A 15,258-nucleotide genomic window follows, 5' to 3' on the forward strand; every position below is an offset into this window, starting at 1 on the left:
CTCACAGTATGCAAGCGTCCGTCGGTATGCCAAGCCGGCCCGCTGTGGCCTCGGGCACGGCATACTCACCACCCATGAGCAAGTCCGCCGCGAAGCGCCTCCTGCCCAAGGTCCCCGACCTCCCCGGCGCCTCGCGACGCCAGCAGTACTCCCAGTCGACCAAGCGGGCCCTGGTCGAGGCCGCGCTCGAGCAGTTCAGCGAGCGCGGGTACGCCGCCACCTCGCTGGACGCGATCGTGGCCCAGGCCGCGGTCACCAAGGGCGCGCTCTACCACCACTTCACGGGCAAGCAGGCGCTGTTCGAGGCGGTCTTCGAGCGGATCGAGTCCGAGGCCGCAGCGGACATCGCTGCCTCGGTCAAGGGCGTGAAGGACCCGTGGGAGAAGTCGCTGGTCGGCCTCCGCGCGTTCCTCGAGGTGGTCCAGCAGCCGACGTACCGCCGGATCGTGATGCAGGAAGGCCCCGCCGTCCTCGGCTACGAGCGGTTCCGCGAGCAGGAGGAGCGCACGTCGTTCGCGATCGTTCTCGACGTCGTCCACGGCGTGCTCGCGACCGGCGCCTGGGAGCTCGACCAGCCCATGGTCGAGACGTTCAGCCGGATCTTCTTCGGCGCGCTGGCGAGCGCCGGCGAGAGTGTGTCCGGCGCCGAGGACGCGGAGGCCGCCAGCGCCCGGGTCGAGGCTGCGATCGGCTTCCTGCTGCTCGGGCTGCGCAAGCTCATCGACGACGGGGTGGCGTTCGCGGACCCGGTCGGCGACAAGAGCTGACCCCGGCCGACCCCGACATGCGTCGCGCGGCGCCCCCGGTCGGGGACGCCGCGCGGGCGGTCGGGTCGGGTCAGCTCACTTCCTGGTGAACGTGACGTTGCCGCCGTTGCCGGTCGGGACCAGCTCGATGAAGGTGTGGCCGGCGGGGACCTCGAGCGCGCCGGCCTTGGTCTTGAGCTTCAGCGCCGAGTTCAGGCCGTGCTTCGACCAGGTGCCGCGGACCAGGCGGCCGTCGTGGAACAGCATGGCCTTGCCGGTGCCGGTGAAGTGGGTCTCGGGCACCGGGTTGCCGGCCGGGTCGCGGTAGCCGGCGTCGCCGACCTTCACGCGCAGCACCAGGACCGAGTCCGCGAGGAACTTGTCGCCGGCGGCCGCGTTGCTGTTGGTGTTCTCGTACGTGCCGCCACGGAAGACCCAGTCGGTGGTGTGCCCGCCGGAGAAGCTGGCCGCGATCGTCTTCGCGGGCTGGCCCTTCGGCAGGTCCTTCGCGTCGCCCCACGGGAGGTAGTCGGCCGGGCGCGCCTCGTCCACCTTGACCGTCTTCGCGAGGTCCTGGAGCTTCACGAACAGGTTGTACGGCGCGGAGCGGGCGTTGTCGCGGTACATCCCCTTCGAGCCCTCGCCGTAGAACTTGACGCCCGCGCCCTGGAGGCGGCGGATGGTGACCCCCGCGGCACCGGAGGTCACCATCTGGCCGTCGACCGGCTTCACGATGCCGATGTCGGAGGCCCGCATGGAGCGGACCGGGCCGGCGTTGGCGGGGATCTTGGAGTAGAAGAACGCAGCGAGCCGGGTCGATCCGCCCTCGACGAGCTCCTCGACCACCATGTCCGCGTCGCCCAGGCCGATCTGCGGCGAGCTGCTGGAGGTGTTGTCGATCTTCACGATGAAGACCGGGTGGCTCTGCTCGGCGGACTGGTCTCCGGAGACCGGCAGGCCGGTGAGCGGCCAGGTGCTCGACAGGACCGCACCCTGGCCGGTGCCCTTCGGGGCGGCCTCGTCGGTGCTGCTCTCCTTGTCGTCGCCCCCGCACGCGGCAGCGGCCAGCATGAGGGTCGCGGCCAGGGTGGCAGCCAGGGACAGGCGTACGCGGCGCACGCGGTTCTCCGATCGTCGAGTTGTTTGGTACAGATTCCCAGTGTGCCCCCGCGTTCCACCTCATCGGGGAGGCGCGCGGAACGGAAAGTGGGCCCCCGAGAGGGTAGGCACGCCCCTCGGCGTACCCAAATCCACCCGTGGGACGCGTGGCTGACCGGACCGGTGGGACAGGTGTGGACCGGTGGGGCCGGATCAGCCCAGCTTGGCCCCACCGTCGACGTACAGCGTCTGGCCGGTGATGTACGACGCCTCGTCGCTGCACAGGAACGCCGCGGCGGCCGCGATGTCCTCGGGCTGGCCGACCCGCTTGACCGGGTTCGCCTCGGCGTTGAGCCGGCGGAACTCCTCGACGTCCAGCTTGAGCCGGGCCGCGGTGGCGTCGGTCATCTCGGTGGCGATGAAGCCGGGCGCGACCGCGTTGGCGTTGACACCGAACGGACCGAGCTCGATGCCGAGCGTGCGGGTGAAGCCCTGGATGCCCATCTTGGCGGCGGAGTAGTTGGCCTGGCCGCGGTTGCCGAGCGCGGAGACGCTCGAGAGGTTGAGGATCTTGCCGTACTTCTGCTCGACGAAGTGCTTCTGAGCGGCCTTGGTCATCAGGAACGCGCCCTTGAGGTGGACGCCCATGACCAGGTCCCAGTCCTCCTCGGTCATCTTGAACAGGAGGTTGTCGCGGGTGATGCCCGCGTTGTTCACGAGGATGTGGATGCCCCCGAGCTCACGGACCACCCGCTCGACCGCCGCCTCGGCCGAGGCGGCGTCGGAGACGTCGCAGCCGATGCCGACCGCCTGGCTCGCCCCGAGCTTCGCGGCGGCCTCGCTCGCCGCGGTCTCGTCGAGGTCGATCACCGCGACCGCGGCGCCCTCGTCCGCGAACCGCTTCGCGGTGGCGAACCCGATCCCTCGTGCGGCTCCGGTGACGACGGCTACCCGCCCGTCGAAGCGGCCCATGCTGACTCCTTCTCGATCGGTGTCTGTCCGGTGGCTCGAAAGCCACCTCACCCTAGGGCAGCCTCAGCCGAGCACGGCGCGCAGCCTGGCTGCGTACTCCTCCGCCTCGCCGTCGGCGTACTTCGTGCGCGGCCAGAAGAAGCCGCGCAGCCCGTCGCCCTTGGTGCGCGGCACCACGTGCAGGTGCAGGTGCGGCACCGACTGGGACACGGTGTTGTTCATCGCCACGAACGACCCCTGCGCGCCGAGGCCCTCGACCATGGCGGTGGCCAGGCGCTGACCGGCGGCGAGGAACGGGTCGCGCAGCGCGGCCGGCAGGTCGGGCAGGGTCACCACGTGCTCGCGCGGCACCAGCAGCACGTGTCCCTTGAACACCGGCCGCAGGTCCAGGAAGCCGACCAGGTCGTCGGTCTCCAGCACCACCTCGGCCGGGAGGTCCCCGGCGGCGATCGAGCAGAACACGCAGTCGGTCACGTCCGGCAGGCTAGCCGCCCGCCGGAACGTGACCGGGTGCGCGTCACCGGGTCGGTCGCCGGGTCGGTCGCCGGCTCAGTCGCAGGCGATGAACGTCGGCAGCGTGCAGCCCGGCGCCATCACGACGCGGCCGTTGCTGCCGCTGGTGACGTCGAAGTGCTGGGTGTCGCCGTTCCCGTAGGTCCAGCGCAGCCCGTGCCGGGCCATCAGCCTCACGACCGCGTGCTGCCGCGAACGCCAGGCGACCCGCTTGTGCGAGTGCGACATCCACCAGGTGTTGGGGACGGTGCCCTGGCGCGAGCGGTAGGGGTTCTCCCAGGTGTTGACGTCGATCGAGCGGCCGTAGGAGTGCGGCGACCGCACGCCGGGGCGTCCGACCACGTCGCGGCAGTTGAAGCCAGAGGTGTTGCCGGCGGCCATCGACCGGTAGTCGTTGCCGCCGCGCACCCGGGACGACCAGCCGAACCGGTCGACGCGGTACATCGCGCGGATCGGCAGCTTCGCGCGGTACATCTCGGAGAACGCCGCGGACACCCGGGACGCGGCGCCGGAGGCGATCACGATCTCGCCGCGGCGGCGGTAGCCCTGGTAGTCCCAGTAGTTGATCCGCAGCAGCCGCAGGCCGGCCCGCCCGACCGGGCAGCCGCGGTGCCAGGTGATGCCGGTCATCTGGTTCCAGACGCCGTTCGGGATCGCTGTGATCGCCGGGTTGGGGCCGGAGCCCGTCGCGTGCGGCTGCTTGGGCAGGGTGATCTTCGGCCTGGGGGCCGCCTTGGGCAGGGTGACCGGGATGCCGGGCGGGAGGTTGTCGATGAAGAAGCCGGGGCTGTCGTCGCCCTTCACCCAGTCCAGGGTGGTCCCCCGCACCTTCCAGCGGGAGTCGCTGCGCGGCTTGAGCGTGATCGAGACACGGCCGTCGGAGCCGGTGCGGGTGGTCCGGCTCTTCGCCCACCGGTCGCCCGTGCGCCGGTAGAGGACGACCGGTCCGCCGACCGGCTGGTCGTTGCCGGTGCGCCAGCTGACCCGCAGGATGACCGACGTCTCGTCGACGACCTGGTGCGGGCCGCTCAGCGTGATCGTGCTGGCCCGGCGCACCAGCGGCACCCGAACCGGCCCGCTGGCGGAGCCGGCGTACGTCGGGTCCCCGGCGTACGTCGCCCGGAAGACGTTGTTGGCGGCGAGCCTCGACATCGTGGCCGTCGTCGTGGCGGTGCCCTCCGCCCCGGTGAGCACGGTTGCGACGGTCTGCCACACGTCGTCGACGCGCCGCTCGACCAGCACCGGCTGGGCATCGAGACCGGCGTTCGCGTCACGCAGGGTCACGCTCAGCGTGGTGGTGGAGCTCGCGTGGGTCGACGTCCCCGTGATCGTGGTGGTGGTCGGCGTGTCACCGACGAGGGCCGGCGCGGCCGGCTGCGCCGACGACGGTTGGGTGAGGAGGGGGGCGAGCACCGCGACGACGACCGCCGCGAGGAACGCCTGGAGGGGACGGATCAACCGCATGACTCTCCCGGACGAGGTGGCAGGACCCGGCCCATTGTGCACCGGATCGCTCGGAATCGTCGGGCGCGCCGCTCGACGGGTCCGGTCACGGACGCTTCAGGTAGTACTCGGTGAACTCGCGGGCCCGGCCGGCGTCGTCGAAGCGGATCACGAAGCAGTTGTCGTAGGTCTTGGTCACGGGGCCGCCCGGCTCGTCGCGGTACTCCGAGCTCCCGGTGGCGACCACCACGTCGCCGTCGACCGCGACCGGCGCGTAGTGCGCGCCGTACGTGCCGGGCTCGTCGCGGCTCGACGCGTCCTCGGAGTCGAGCTCGCCCAGCCAGGAGGCGACCACGTCGTCGCGGCCGACCAGCGGCTCGTCGTACGGGTGGTACCGGTAGACGACGTCCTCGCTGAAGAGGGCGGTGATGTCGTCGCGGTCGTAGGAGAGCCAGGCGGCGACGTACCGGTCGAGCCAGGCCTGGGCAGCGGTGTGGTCCATCGGGCCACCGTAGGCCGCGGCGGGCGCGGCGGTCGCACTGATTTCCCGAGCCGGCTGACGGTTCAGGGCATCTGGGACGCCGCGACCAGGATCAGGAAGAGGACCGCCAACGGGATCGTGACGGTCAAGCCCACCAGCATCCCCTGGCCGAGCCGGGTCGTGGCGCGCCGAAAGGTGAGGACGGCTGCCGTCACGAACCCGAGCGCGGCAATCGCGAGTGCGACGTACAGCATGACCAGCCCCACCGTGTCCGTCCGCGAGTCGCCGTAGGGGTCCCCCGTGAGCTCCGGGTCGAGCAGGAGCATGACGAGGAAGACCCCGCCGACGGCGGCCCCGACGAGGAACCCACGCCCACGCGTCGAACGGGGCCGAGCACTCGGGCCACGCCGAGGCTCGGGCCGCAGGTTGGGGCCCGAGGGAAGGACGGACATGGGAACACCTGGCACGTCTGCCGCGTGCCTGGATCGAGCGGCCGGTGACATCGCCGCGGGTGCGGCCTCTCCCCAGAGTGATCCCGCCGAAGGCGGCTCGTCAATCACCGAATCCGGGACGTCCGTGCCGCCCAGCGCGATGATTCCTGGGGTGGAGAGCTACGAGGCAACCGTCGAGACCGCCGACGACGGAACGCGCGCCGATCCTGAGGGGTTCGCGGTCGAGTTCCGCAACGCACGCACCGGTCAGCGCCAACGATTCTCGTTCGACCAGTTCACGGGTGGGCACCTGCTCCACCTCGCCGTCGCCGGGTGTGTCTACAACGACCTCTACCGGGAGGCGGCGGCTCGGGGCCTGACCCTGACCCACGTGTCCGTCTCTGCGGACGGCGGCTTCGCCGGCGAGCCGTGCGCCTCGTCCGGCATCACCTACCGGATCCACGTGGAGGGCGCCGCCCCCCGGCACGCGCTGCAGCAGCTGGTCGCTCATGTCCAGGAGATAGCCGAGGTCCCGTCCGCTCTTCGTGTCGGCGCCGACGTACGGCCATTGCCGCCCGTCGTCGTCTCGACCGAGGGCTGATGTTCCCGACCCTGGCGCGGGTCAGCGTCGCCGCTTGGCTCGACAGGCCTCCTCGGTGCCGCCGACTGTCGTGGTGCCCGGAGGGCACGCGGTCAGGTCGACGGTGGTCGTCCGCGACGGGCCCCGCGCGATGATTCCGGCGGGGCCGGCCGGTCTGCACCCCACACCGATCCCTCGCACGCGAACCAGGAGATGCCGTGAAGCTGCTACTCACGTCCGGAGGAGTCACCAACGCGAGCATCCGCGACGCGCTGGTCGACCTGCTGGGCAAGCCGATCGCCGACTCGAGCGCCCTGTGCATCCCCACCGCGATGTACGGGCACCCCTGGTCGGGCCCCGGCGTCAAGGCCTGGCAGTTCATCAGCGGGAACTCCGGGAACCCCATGGTCGACCTGGGCTGGAGGTCCGTCGGCGTGCTGGAGCTCACCGCGCTGCCGACCATCGACGATGAGCGCTGGGTGCCCTTGGTCCGGGAGGCGGACGCCCTGCTGGTGTCGGGCGGCGACGCCCTCTACCTGTGCCACTGGATGCGGCAGTCCGGGCTGGTGGACCTGCTTCCGTCGCTGAGCGAGACGGTCTGGGTCGGGCTGAGCGCTGGGAGCATGGTGCTGACCCCCAGGATCGGGGACGACTTCGTCCAGTGGAGACCGCCGACCGGTGACGACGTCACGTTGGGCCTCGTCGACTTCTCGATCTGTCCCCACCTGGCCCGGGGTGGCGAGCCGGGCAACTCCATGGCCGAGGCGGAGAAGTGGGCCGCCGGCATCGACGGCCCGGCGTACGCGATGGACGACCAGACGGCCATCACGGTGACCGACGGCACCGTCGAGGTCGTCTCCGAGGGACGCTGGACGCTGCTCGGCGCGTAGAGGCCGACGACGTAGCGCTCAGACGTCGACGCTGAGCCGGACGGTGACGGTGTCGCCGAGCTCGATGGCCTCGGCCTGGCGCACCCTGTCCTTCAGCGGGACGATGTAGCGCCCGTCCTTGGGCCACAGCGACGTCGTCCAGTCGGTGTCGCCGATGCGGACGGCGACCGGGATCATCCCCCAGCCGTAGCTGACCATGGCCGCGGTCGACTCGATCACCGCGCACTCGTCGTCGGGCACCGAGATGAAGTGGTACGGCGCCGGGCCGCGCCACGACCACACCTCACCGCTGAACTCCAGGTCCATGCGGTCAGGATAGGAGCGGCTACCGACCGGCGAGCGACTCCAGCAGCGCCAGGTCGTCGGCGGCGAGCCAGGTCTCGTCCAGGGGGCGCCCACCGGCGCGGCCGATCGCGGCGATCAGCGGGACGGCCCAGGTGTGCTCGATCAGGGCCACCGCGGCGGTGCCACCCGTGGGGACCGCGTCGTCGAGCGACCACGCGTCGCCCTCCTCCCCCTCCGGCTCGCCCGCCCGGCGGTCGAAGAGGGCGGCGGCCACCCGGCCCAGATCGGGGTCGGCGCCGGGTGGGGGCGGCACGGTGTCCAGCGCACCGTCGGCGCGCCGGGTCACCAGCAGCACGTCGACCAGCCGCACGATCCCGGCGTCCCGGAGGCGACCGAGCTCGGCGAGCACCTCGCCCGAGAACGACGGCTCGTCGAAGCCGAACACCAGCACCTGGACCGGGCCGAACGTCGACCCGGTCATCGGCCCACCCGCTCGAGCAGCTGGTGGTACTCGTCGCGGGTGATGACGCCGCTGTCGTAGAGCTGGTGCAGCGCGGGCAGCGGGTCCGGGCGCGGCTCGGCCGGTGGCCCGGGCTGGGCTTGCGTCGGAGGCGTCGGTGGTGGCGGTGGCGGTGGCGCCGGTCGCCGCGGGTGCGAGGCGGCGTACGCCTGCGCCGGCGTGAACCGTCCGCCGTAGTAGGGCACGTCGCCGGTCATCCCGGCTCGCCGTAGCTGCCTCGGTACCAACAGCATGAGCGCTCCCTCCACCCCGTCCCACCCCAGCATGCCGTACCCGCCACCTTGCGGGAACGCGAAATTCAGGTAACCGCACCCGCCGATCGGCGGATGTCCGGCACCGACGGGTCACCGATCCTTCTCCGGAACCGCCCCCGGGCTCTCGGACGAGAAGCGGCGCGTCGCCCGCGGGCGGTCGCCGTCGGCCGCGCCCGTGGGGGGTGGCCGGTGGGGAGCACGGGGCCCCACCGGCCAACCACACGCTCGGCGGGGGGTGCCCGCCCCGGCCCCTTGGTGGACTCCTTCCCGGGCCGCATGGACTGGTCGACCAACAAGCCGAAGGCAGACCGGCACGACGGCTGGATCGTTCGGCTCAACTCCACCTCGGACGCCCCGAGCACGGACGTGACCGTCTGGACGATCTGCGTCGACGCAGGCTGACCGTCTCCCCGTCGGACCCCTCCTCCCCCGCGCGGAGCCTGCGCGGGGGAGCAGGTTCTCGGTGCTCAGCCTCGTCCGGCCGGCGGGGCCGGCAGTGGCTCGAGGCCCGGCTCGCGGGTCACGGCCTGACGGTGGGTCACCCACGCCGCAACCCTGGCCCGCGACGTGAACCCCAGCTTCCGGAGGATGTTCTCCACGTGGCCCTGCGCCGTACGCACGGAGATCACGAGGCGCTCGGCGATCTCCGGGTTCGACAGGCCCTCGGCGACCAGCGCGGCGACCTCGGTCTCCCGCCGCGTCAGCGGGGACGGCTCGGCCGCTGACTGCGGGGCCGGCTCGCGGGTCTCTCCCAGCGCACAGGCAACCGCTTGCTGCTCGGACAGCGCCGAGCCGCGCCGGAACTCGGTGCGGAACGCCCGTTTGCCCAGGGCGGCACGTGCCCGGTGGATCCCCTCGGAGCGCGACGACTCGCGCGCGAACGGGTTGCCGGTCTCCCGCATCCCGATGGCGTCCCAGATCGACTCCGCGGCTCCGAGCAGCACGGCGGCGCGGGTGGGGTCGTCCCCCGCCAGCGCCACCCGTCCGAGGGCGTCCAGGCAGAGAGCGATCCCGAGTCGGTCACCCAGCTCGACCTTGAGGCGCAGCGCCTCACCGAAGAGCTCGTCGGCGCGGTCGACCCTGCCCCCGTCCAGCGCCAGCTCGCCGAGCCCCGTGAGCGAGAACGAGCGCCAGAAGGTCTCGCCCGCCTCCGCCCCCCGCAGCACCGCCTGCTCGTGAACCTCGGCCGCGCCGGTCGCGTCCCCGGCGAGCCGGAGGCACACTCCACGCACGAACAGGGCCCGCAGCCGCACGCTCAGGGGTGCATCGGCGGGGAGCATGGAGACAGCCCGGCGGGACGCGTCGACGGCGAGGCCGAGATCGCCGTCCCGGACGGCCAGGATCGCGGTCAGGGTCTGCACCATCTCCCGCGTCCGGTGGTCGTCAGCGGCCTCCGCGGCTGCGTCTGCCTCATCGGCCCAGGCACGCGCCGCCCCGAAGTCGTGCTGCAGCCCTGCGAACCTCCCGAGCAAGGCCATCGCCTGCGCACGGAGGGCCGGGTCCCCCCGGTCGCTGCCCAGTCCGATCTCCAGCCAGTACCGGGCCTCGTCCGCGAGACCTGCTGTCACCCAGTAGGCCTCCAGGTCCGCCGCGAGACGCAGACCTGCCTCGGGGGTCGAGGACTCGGTGACGCAGAACTCGAGGGCCGCCCGGATGTTGGCGTGCTCGTCGCGCACCCGCCGCAGCGCCGCGGCCTGCCCGGCACCCGACCAGTCGGACCGGAACGTCGACGCGAGGCTCGAGCACCAGTCCAGGTGCCGCTCCCGCCGCAGGTGGAGCTCACCGGCTGCCCGAAGCCGCTCGGTCCCGAACTCGGCGATGGTGGCGAGCATGCGGTAGCGCGCCGCGCCGCCCCGTCCCTCCGACGCCACCAGGACCGACTTGTCGACCAAGGCACTGATCACGCCGAGGAGCTCCCCGGGCAGCACGTCCTCGTCCGCACAGACGCGAGCGGCGGCGGTCAGGTCGCACCCGCCGGAGAACACCGACATGCGAGCCCACACGAGCTGCTCCTGCTCGGTGCACAGGTCGTGGCTCCACTGGACGCACGCGCGGAGCGACCGGTGGCGGTCCGGCAGGTCGCGATACCCCTGGCTGAGGAATCCGTAGCGGTCGGTCAGCTGTTCGAGCATCGACTCGGGAGAGAAGCTGCCGGCCCGTGCCGCGGCGAGCTCGAGGGCGAGCGGGATGCCCTCCAGGCCGGCACACAGCTCGGCGACCGCCGGTGCGTTGCTCTCCGAGAGGGCGAAGTCGGAGCGCGCGAGCATCGCCCGGTCGACGAACAGCTCCACGGCCTCGAACTGCGACAGCGCCTCTGCCGCGACCTGGTGACCCCCCTCAGGCACGGTCAACGGCGGCACCAGCACCACGGCCTCGCCGCTGATCCCGAGCCGCTGCCGACTGGTCGACATGATGCGGAGGCGGGGACAGCGCGCTCGTAGCCGGAGGGCCAGCAGGGCCGTGGCCTCCAGGACGTGCTCGCAGCCGTCGAGCACCAGCAGGGCCTCCCGGTCGGACACGAAGTCGGCCACAAAGTCCGCGATGCCGTCCGGGGTGGGGGCCGCGGCATCGGCGTACAGCCGCAACGCACCGGCCACCGTCGCGGCCACGAGGGCGCCGTCGGGGACGGTACCGAGGTCGACGAACCAGCAGCCGTCAGGGTAGGCCCGGCGCTCCCTTTCCAGGACCTTCATCGCGATCCGGGTCTTGCCGACCCCGCCCGGCCCGGTCAGCGTGATCGCACGGTTGCCCGCGAGTCGCTGACTGACCATTGCCAGCAACGACCTCCTGCCGACGAACGACGTGAAGACGGGCGGGCTCTCGATGTCAGCAGGGTAGCCGTCGCTGCCCCTTACGGTGGTGCCATGAGCGTGCGCCGCTGGGTCCTCGAGCTCGAGCGCACCTGGGACGCCGTCCGGCTGCGGCGACGTGCGTCGCGGCCGCCCGCGGACTTCCGGATCGAGACCTACGTCGGGCACGGGAGCGCCGAGGGCGTCGTGGTGCGGGGTCGGGTGCTCGACGACCCGCCGCCGTCCGAGGCGGTCGAGGGCGAAGGGGTCGGCGCCGCGGTGCGCCGTACCCTCCGCCAGTTCGTCACCGACGAGCTGCCCGGCGTGCCGCTGCGGATCACGGTCGGCGGCGCGACGGTCAAGACGTCCACCGACGACGAGGGCTACTTCCTCGCCCGGCTGCACCCGCAGCCCGGCGCGCTGACGAGCCCGTGGACGAGCGGGACGGTCGAGCTGGCCGGCGACTACCGCGGCCTGAGCGACCCGCACCCGACCGGGATCGAGGTGCTGGTGCCGGGTCCGGACGCAGCGTTCGGGGTGGTGTCCGACATCGACGACACGATCCTCGAGACGGGCGTGCAGCGGGTCGGCGAGATGGTCCGGCAGACCGTCACCGGGTCCGCGCTCACCCGGACGCCGTTCCCGGGGGCGCCCGAGCTCTACCGCGACCTCGCCCGGGGTGGCAACCCTGTCTTCTACGTCTCGTCGAGCCCGTGGAACCTGCACGCGTTCCTGCTCGGGTTCCTTCGACACCGGGCGTTCCCGCTCGGGCCGGTGCTGCTGCGCGACCTGCTCGGCGGCGCCGCCGGGCGCGAGCAGAAGGCCGGCCGGATCCTCGAGGTTCTCGACCTGCACCCCGGCCTGCCGTTCGTGCTGATCGGCGACTCCGGCGAGAAGGACCCCGAGGTGTACGCCGACGTCGTCCGCTCCCGCCCCGGCCGGGTGCTGGCGGTCTACATCCGCGAGGTCCGGCTCGACCCCGGCGACGGGCGGGTGGAGAAGGTCTCCGACGCCTGGGACCACGACGTCCCGTTCGTGCTGGCCGCCGACAGCGCCGCCGTACGCCGCCACGCGGCCACGCTGGGCCTCCTCTGACCGTGCCGGGCTCTGGTCGCTGAGTCGCGCCGGCACCCGGGTCAGCGCGTGGGGTCGACCATGGTCATCCCTGCCACGGTCGCCCGATCGAAGCCGGGCAGCAGCGCGGCCGCCTCGTCGAGCCCGATGGTGCGTTCGATCAACCGTTGCGGCTGGAGCCGGCCCTGCCCGATGAGCGTGAGCATGGCCGGGTAGTCCACCGCCGCCATCCCGTGGCTCCCGAGGAGGTCGAGCTCCCAGCCGATCACCCGTGCCATCGGCAGCCGCGGGTGACCGTCGACCGGGGGCAGCAGCCCGACCTGGACGTGGCGACCCCGGCGGCGAAGGCTGAGGATCGCATCGGCACAGGTCTGCTCGCTGCCCACCGCATCGACGGTGACGTGGCTGCCGCCGCCGGTCAGGTCGGCGACGGCTGACGGGATGTCGGTGCCGTCGGCGCGCAAGGTGTGCTCCGCGCCGACCCCGGAGGCGACCGCGAGCGCCTCGGGGTTGCGGTCCACCGCGACCACCCGGGCACCGAGCGCCCCGGCGATCATGACCGCGCTCAGGCCGACGCCGCCGGCACCGAGGACGGTCACCCACTCTCCCTCGGCGACCCGTGCGCGGCCGACCAGGGCGCGGTACGCCGTGGCGAACCGGCACCCGAGGCTCGCCGCCGTGGCGAAGTCGACCTGGTCCGGGAGGCCCACCAGGTTGGTGTCGGCGGCGTGCAGGGCGACGTACTCGGCGAACGATCCCCAGTGGGTGAATCCCGGCTGCTGCTGATCGGGGCAGACCTGGGCATCCCCGGCCCGGCACCACTCGCACCGACCGCAGCCGCAGACGAACGGGACCGTGACCCGGTCGCCGACCTGCCACCGGCCGACCTGCTCACCGACCTCGGTCACCACACCGGCGAGCTCGTGACCCGGCACGTGCGGGAACAGGATCTCCTCGTGCCCCGCCCAGGCGTGCCAGTCGCTGCGGCACACCCCGGTGGCCATCACCCGGACCACCACCCCGTGGACCGGCGCCGCAGGCTCGGCCACGTCCCTGACCTCGGGCTGACCTCGGACGGCATCCAGGACGACGGCGCGCACCGGTACAGCCTGTCAGCCAGGTGGCGCCGCGTCAGCGGATGCGGACGTCCGGCGGGCCGCGGTGCGGACCGATCGCGGAAAACTGTTGCCCCGGTCCCCCGGGGCGGCGCATGCTCGACGAAGGAGGTCGTCATGAGGTCTTCGCTTGTTCCCGATGGCATGCCGGTCCTGTCCCGCGGAAAGCACCGGAACCCCCGACGCGGCGCCTGCTTCATGGAGATGGCGTCGGTGCTCGCCGGCGAGCGCTGGAGCGACCATCCGTCGTGCACGCATCCGCTGCTGGCCCAGCTCGCCCGTCAGGTCAACGACAACACCAACGACGCCGACCGCCAGCACCTCGTCCACCTGATCCCGTCGGTGGTCGGCCGGCGCGGTGACGCGGACACCTGGCTGGCCGTGGCAGTCGCCGTGGCCACGACCGCGATCCTGGACGTGCCCGAGACGCGGCAGCGTGCGCTGGCCGGCGGGCTGCTCCAGGCCGAGCGGCTGTGCGCCGGCCACCCTGGTCGCGAGCCCGTACGCCGGCAGGCTCGGGCCGCGCTCGACAGCGTGCCGGGAGCGGTCGCGTGGGTCGACCAGCTCGGGCTGCGCAACCCGATCAGCGAGAAGACCTTCGCCCGGCTGTGCGCCCCGACGATGGTCCGGTGCGCGGTCGAGGGGGTCGTGACCACCGGCAGGCCGGACACCGACCGGAGGCTGCGCTCCCTGCTCGAGGCGGGCATCGCCGCCTGCCCGGCGCCGGAGCCGGAGCCGGTCAGCTCGGTGGTTCCGCCTCGTTCCTCCGGAGCGCGACCTGCGTGACGCGTCGCCCGGTCATCGCGACCACGCGGATGATCGCGTCGCCGGCCTCGACGGTGTCGCCGACCTGCGCGATCCGGCCGAGCCGTGCCATGACGTAGCCGGCCACGGTCTCGTAGCCGCCGTGGTCCGGGAGCACCACTCCGGTCTCGTCGGCGAAGTCCTCGATGCTGGTACCCCCGTCGATCCGGGACACGTCGACGACCTCGGAGCCGTCCTCGAGGTCGTACTCGTCGCGGATCTCGCCGACCAGCTCCTCGACCAGGTCCTCGAGGGTGACGATGCCGTCGGTGCCGCCGTACTCGTCCACCACGACGGCGAGGTGCGTCCCCGCGCGGCGCATCAGCGTGACGGCGGGCAGCACCTTGTTGGTGGCCGGCAGGATCGGCACCTCGCGAACGACGTCACGGACCCGTACGCCGGCGTCGGGCGGCACGTCGAGCAGGTCGCGGACGTGCACGAACCCGATCACGTCGTCGAAGCCACGGCCGGTGACGGGGTAACGGGAGTACGGACCCGACCGCACCTGGTCGGCCGCCTCGGCCAGGGTCAGGTCGCCGTCCACGAACTCGACGTCGCCGCGCGGCCGCATGACCTCCTTCACGCTGGTCTGGGTGGCGGCGAAGACGTCGCCGACGATGCGGCGCTCCTGCTCGCCGAGGCCCTCGTGGGTGGAGACCAGGTCGCGCAGCTCCTCCTCGGCGAGCTCCTCCCCCGTCGCCCTCGGGTCACCGCCGAGCAGCCGGACCACGGCGTTGGTGGACACCGACAGCAGCCAGATCACCGGGCGCATCGCGGTCGCGAAGCGGTCCAGCACCGGCGCGGTGGCGAGCGACAGCCCGGCCGCCTTCTGCAGCGCCAGCCGCTTCGGCACCAGCTCGCCCAGCACCAGGGAGAGGTAGGCGATCAGCAGCGTCATCAGCACCAGCGCGGTGGTCTCGGAGGCGCCCTCGGGCAGCCCCAGGTCGGCGAGGTACGGCGCGAGGTCCGGGGCGAGCGTCGACCCGCCGTACGCCGCGGAGAAGAAGCCGGCGACGGTGACGCCGATCTGCACCGCGGCCAGGAACCGGTTGGGGTCGCGCGCGACCGAGGCCACCCGGGCACCCCGGGGGCCGCTGCGCTCGAGGCGTGCCACCTGACTGTCCCGCAGCGAGACCAGCGCGATCTCGGTGGCTGCGAAGACGCCGCCGACGAGCACGAACAGCAGCACCAGCGCGAAGTTCACGAACGTCTGTGAGTCCATCAGGCCCGTCCACCCCGGCTCCCGCGCACGGGTGAACGGTT

18 protein-coding genes are annotated in these 15,258 nt (G+C 72.5%); 6 read left to right on the top strand and 12 right to left on the bottom strand.

Annotation, left to right across the window (positions count from 1 at the left end; genetic code table 11):
* Positions 1–74 precede the first annotated feature (74 nt).
* Positions 75–767, top strand: coding sequence for a TetR/AcrR family transcriptional regulator (locus EKO23_RS16850; RefSeq protein WP_134719288.1), 693 nt, complete (start codon positions 75–77; stop codon positions 765–767).
* A gap of 75 nt (positions 768–842) precedes the next feature.
* On the opposite strand, the gene EKO23_RS16855 is transcribed toward EKO23_RS16850, so the two are convergent.
* The 6 genes from EKO23_RS16855 to EKO23_RS16880 form a co-directional block, all read right to left on the bottom strand.
* Positions 843–1,865 (bottom strand): DUF3048 domain-containing protein, encoded by a 1,023-nt coding sequence (locus EKO23_RS16855; RefSeq protein WP_134719289.1) that lies wholly within the window; start codon positions 1,863–1,865, stop codon positions 843–845.
* Between the two features lie 192 nt (positions 1,866–2,057).
* Positions 2,058–2,816: an SDR family NAD(P)-dependent oxidoreductase gene (locus tag EKO23_RS16860; RefSeq protein ID WP_134719290.1), complete on the bottom strand. Its 759-nt coding sequence runs from the start codon at positions 2,814–2,816 to the stop codon at positions 2,058–2,060.
* 63 nt (positions 2,817–2,879) lie between these two features.
* Entirely contained in the window at positions 2,880–3,290 is a 411-nt protein-coding gene (locus tag EKO23_RS16865; protein ID WP_134719291.1) for an HIT family protein, read from the bottom strand.
* Between the two features lie 75 nt (positions 3,291–3,365).
* Positions 3,366–4,787 (bottom strand): M15 family metallopeptidase, encoded by a 1,422-nt coding sequence (locus tag EKO23_RS16870; protein WP_134719292.1) that lies wholly within the window; start codon positions 4,785–4,787, stop codon positions 3,366–3,368.
* A 91-nt stretch (positions 4,788–4,878) separates the two neighbouring features.
* Entirely contained in the window at positions 4,879–5,274 is a 396-nt protein-coding gene (locus tag EKO23_RS16875; protein WP_134719293.1) for a nuclear transport factor 2 family protein, read from the bottom strand.
* Between the two features lie 62 nt (positions 5,275–5,336).
* Positions 5,337–5,705, bottom strand: a complete 369-nt coding sequence (locus tag EKO23_RS16880; protein WP_167880521.1) for a hypothetical protein — start codon at positions 5,703–5,705, stop codon at positions 5,337–5,339.
* A 151-nt stretch (positions 5,706–5,856) separates the two neighbouring features.
* On the opposite strand from EKO23_RS16880, the gene EKO23_RS25370 reads away from it, so the two are divergent.
* Both EKO23_RS25370 and EKO23_RS16890 read left to right on the top strand, forming a co-directional pair.
* Complete coding sequence (locus EKO23_RS25370) at positions 5,857–6,285, top strand: OsmC family protein (RefSeq protein WP_167880522.1); 429 nt, start codon at positions 5,857–5,859, stop codon at positions 6,283–6,285.
* A gap of 197 nt (positions 6,286–6,482) precedes the next feature.
* Entirely contained in the window at positions 6,483–7,154 is a 672-nt protein-coding gene (locus tag EKO23_RS16890) for a Type 1 glutamine amidotransferase-like domain-containing protein (RefSeq protein WP_134719296.1), read from the top strand.
* Between the two features lie 18 nt (positions 7,155–7,172).
* Here the strand turns inward: EKO23_RS16890 and EKO23_RS16895 are convergent, their stop codons facing one another.
* Genes EKO23_RS16895 through EKO23_RS16905 form a run of 3 tightly spaced genes read right to left on the bottom strand, consistent with a single transcriptional unit; the run spans position 7,173 to position 8,192 of the window.
* Entirely contained in the window at positions 7,173–7,460 is a 288-nt protein-coding gene (locus tag EKO23_RS16895; RefSeq protein WP_134719297.1) for a DUF1905 domain-containing protein, read from the bottom strand.
* A gap of 19 nt (positions 7,461–7,479) precedes the next feature.
* Positions 7,480–7,920, bottom strand: a complete 441-nt coding sequence (locus tag EKO23_RS16900) for a hypothetical protein (protein ID WP_134719298.1) — start codon at positions 7,918–7,920, stop codon at positions 7,480–7,482.
* Positions 7,917–8,192 carry an SHOCT domain-containing protein gene (locus EKO23_RS16905; RefSeq protein ID WP_134719299.1) on the bottom strand — a complete coding sequence of 92 codons (276 nt, stop codon included), beginning with the start codon at positions 8,190–8,192 and terminating at the stop codon, positions 7,917–7,919. The genes EKO23_RS16900 and EKO23_RS16905 overlap by 4 nt, the downstream gene beginning before the upstream one ends.
* 297 nt (positions 8,193–8,489) lie before the next feature.
* Between EKO23_RS16905 and EKO23_RS26515 the strand changes: the two genes are divergently transcribed.
* The gene (locus EKO23_RS26515) at positions 8,490–8,615 is read left to right on the top strand and encodes a hypothetical protein (protein ID WP_281280958.1); all 126 of its coding nucleotides are present in this window, start codon (positions 8,490–8,492) and stop codon (positions 8,613–8,615) included.
* Between the two features lie 65 nt (positions 8,616–8,680).
* Here EKO23_RS26515 and EKO23_RS16910 read toward each other — a convergent pair whose 3' ends face one another.
* Positions 8,681–10,984, bottom strand: a complete 2,304-nt coding sequence (locus tag EKO23_RS16910) for an ATP-binding protein (RefSeq protein WP_134719300.1) — start codon at positions 10,982–10,984, stop codon at positions 8,681–8,683.
* 93 nt (positions 10,985–11,077) lie between these two features.
* On the opposite strand from EKO23_RS16910, the gene EKO23_RS16915 reads away from it, so the two are divergent.
* The gene (locus EKO23_RS16915) at positions 11,078–12,097 is read left to right on the top strand and encodes an App1 family protein phosphatidate phosphatase (RefSeq protein WP_134719301.1); all 1,020 of its coding nucleotides are present in this window, start codon (positions 11,078–11,080) and stop codon (positions 12,095–12,097) included.
* Positions 12,098–12,138: 41 nt separating this feature from the next.
* On the opposite strand, the gene EKO23_RS16920 is transcribed toward EKO23_RS16915, so the two are convergent.
* Positions 12,139–13,176: a zinc-dependent alcohol dehydrogenase family protein gene (locus EKO23_RS16920; RefSeq protein ID WP_134719302.1), complete on the bottom strand. Its 1,038-nt coding sequence runs from the start codon at positions 13,174–13,176 to the stop codon at positions 12,139–12,141.
* A 132-nt stretch (positions 13,177–13,308) separates the two neighbouring features.
* On the opposite strand from EKO23_RS16920, the gene EKO23_RS16925 reads away from it, so the two are divergent.
* A complete protein-coding gene (locus EKO23_RS16925; RefSeq protein WP_246051139.1) occupies positions 13,309–13,977 on the top strand; it encodes a hypothetical protein in 669 nt (222 codons plus the stop codon).
* On the opposite strand, the gene EKO23_RS16930 is transcribed toward EKO23_RS16925, so the two are convergent.
* Positions 13,931–15,217, bottom strand: coding sequence for a hemolysin family protein (locus EKO23_RS16930; RefSeq protein WP_134719303.1), 1,287 nt, complete (start codon positions 15,215–15,217; stop codon positions 13,931–13,933). The two genes, EKO23_RS16925 and EKO23_RS16930, sit on opposite strands and share 47 nt — an antisense overlap.
* Positions 15,218–15,258: the final 41 nt, after the last annotated feature.

Source organism: Nocardioides guangzhouensis, from assembly GCF_004519545.1.
GTDB lineage: Bacteria > Actinomycetota > Actinomycetes > Propionibacteriales > Nocardioidaceae > Nocardioides > Nocardioides guangzhouensis.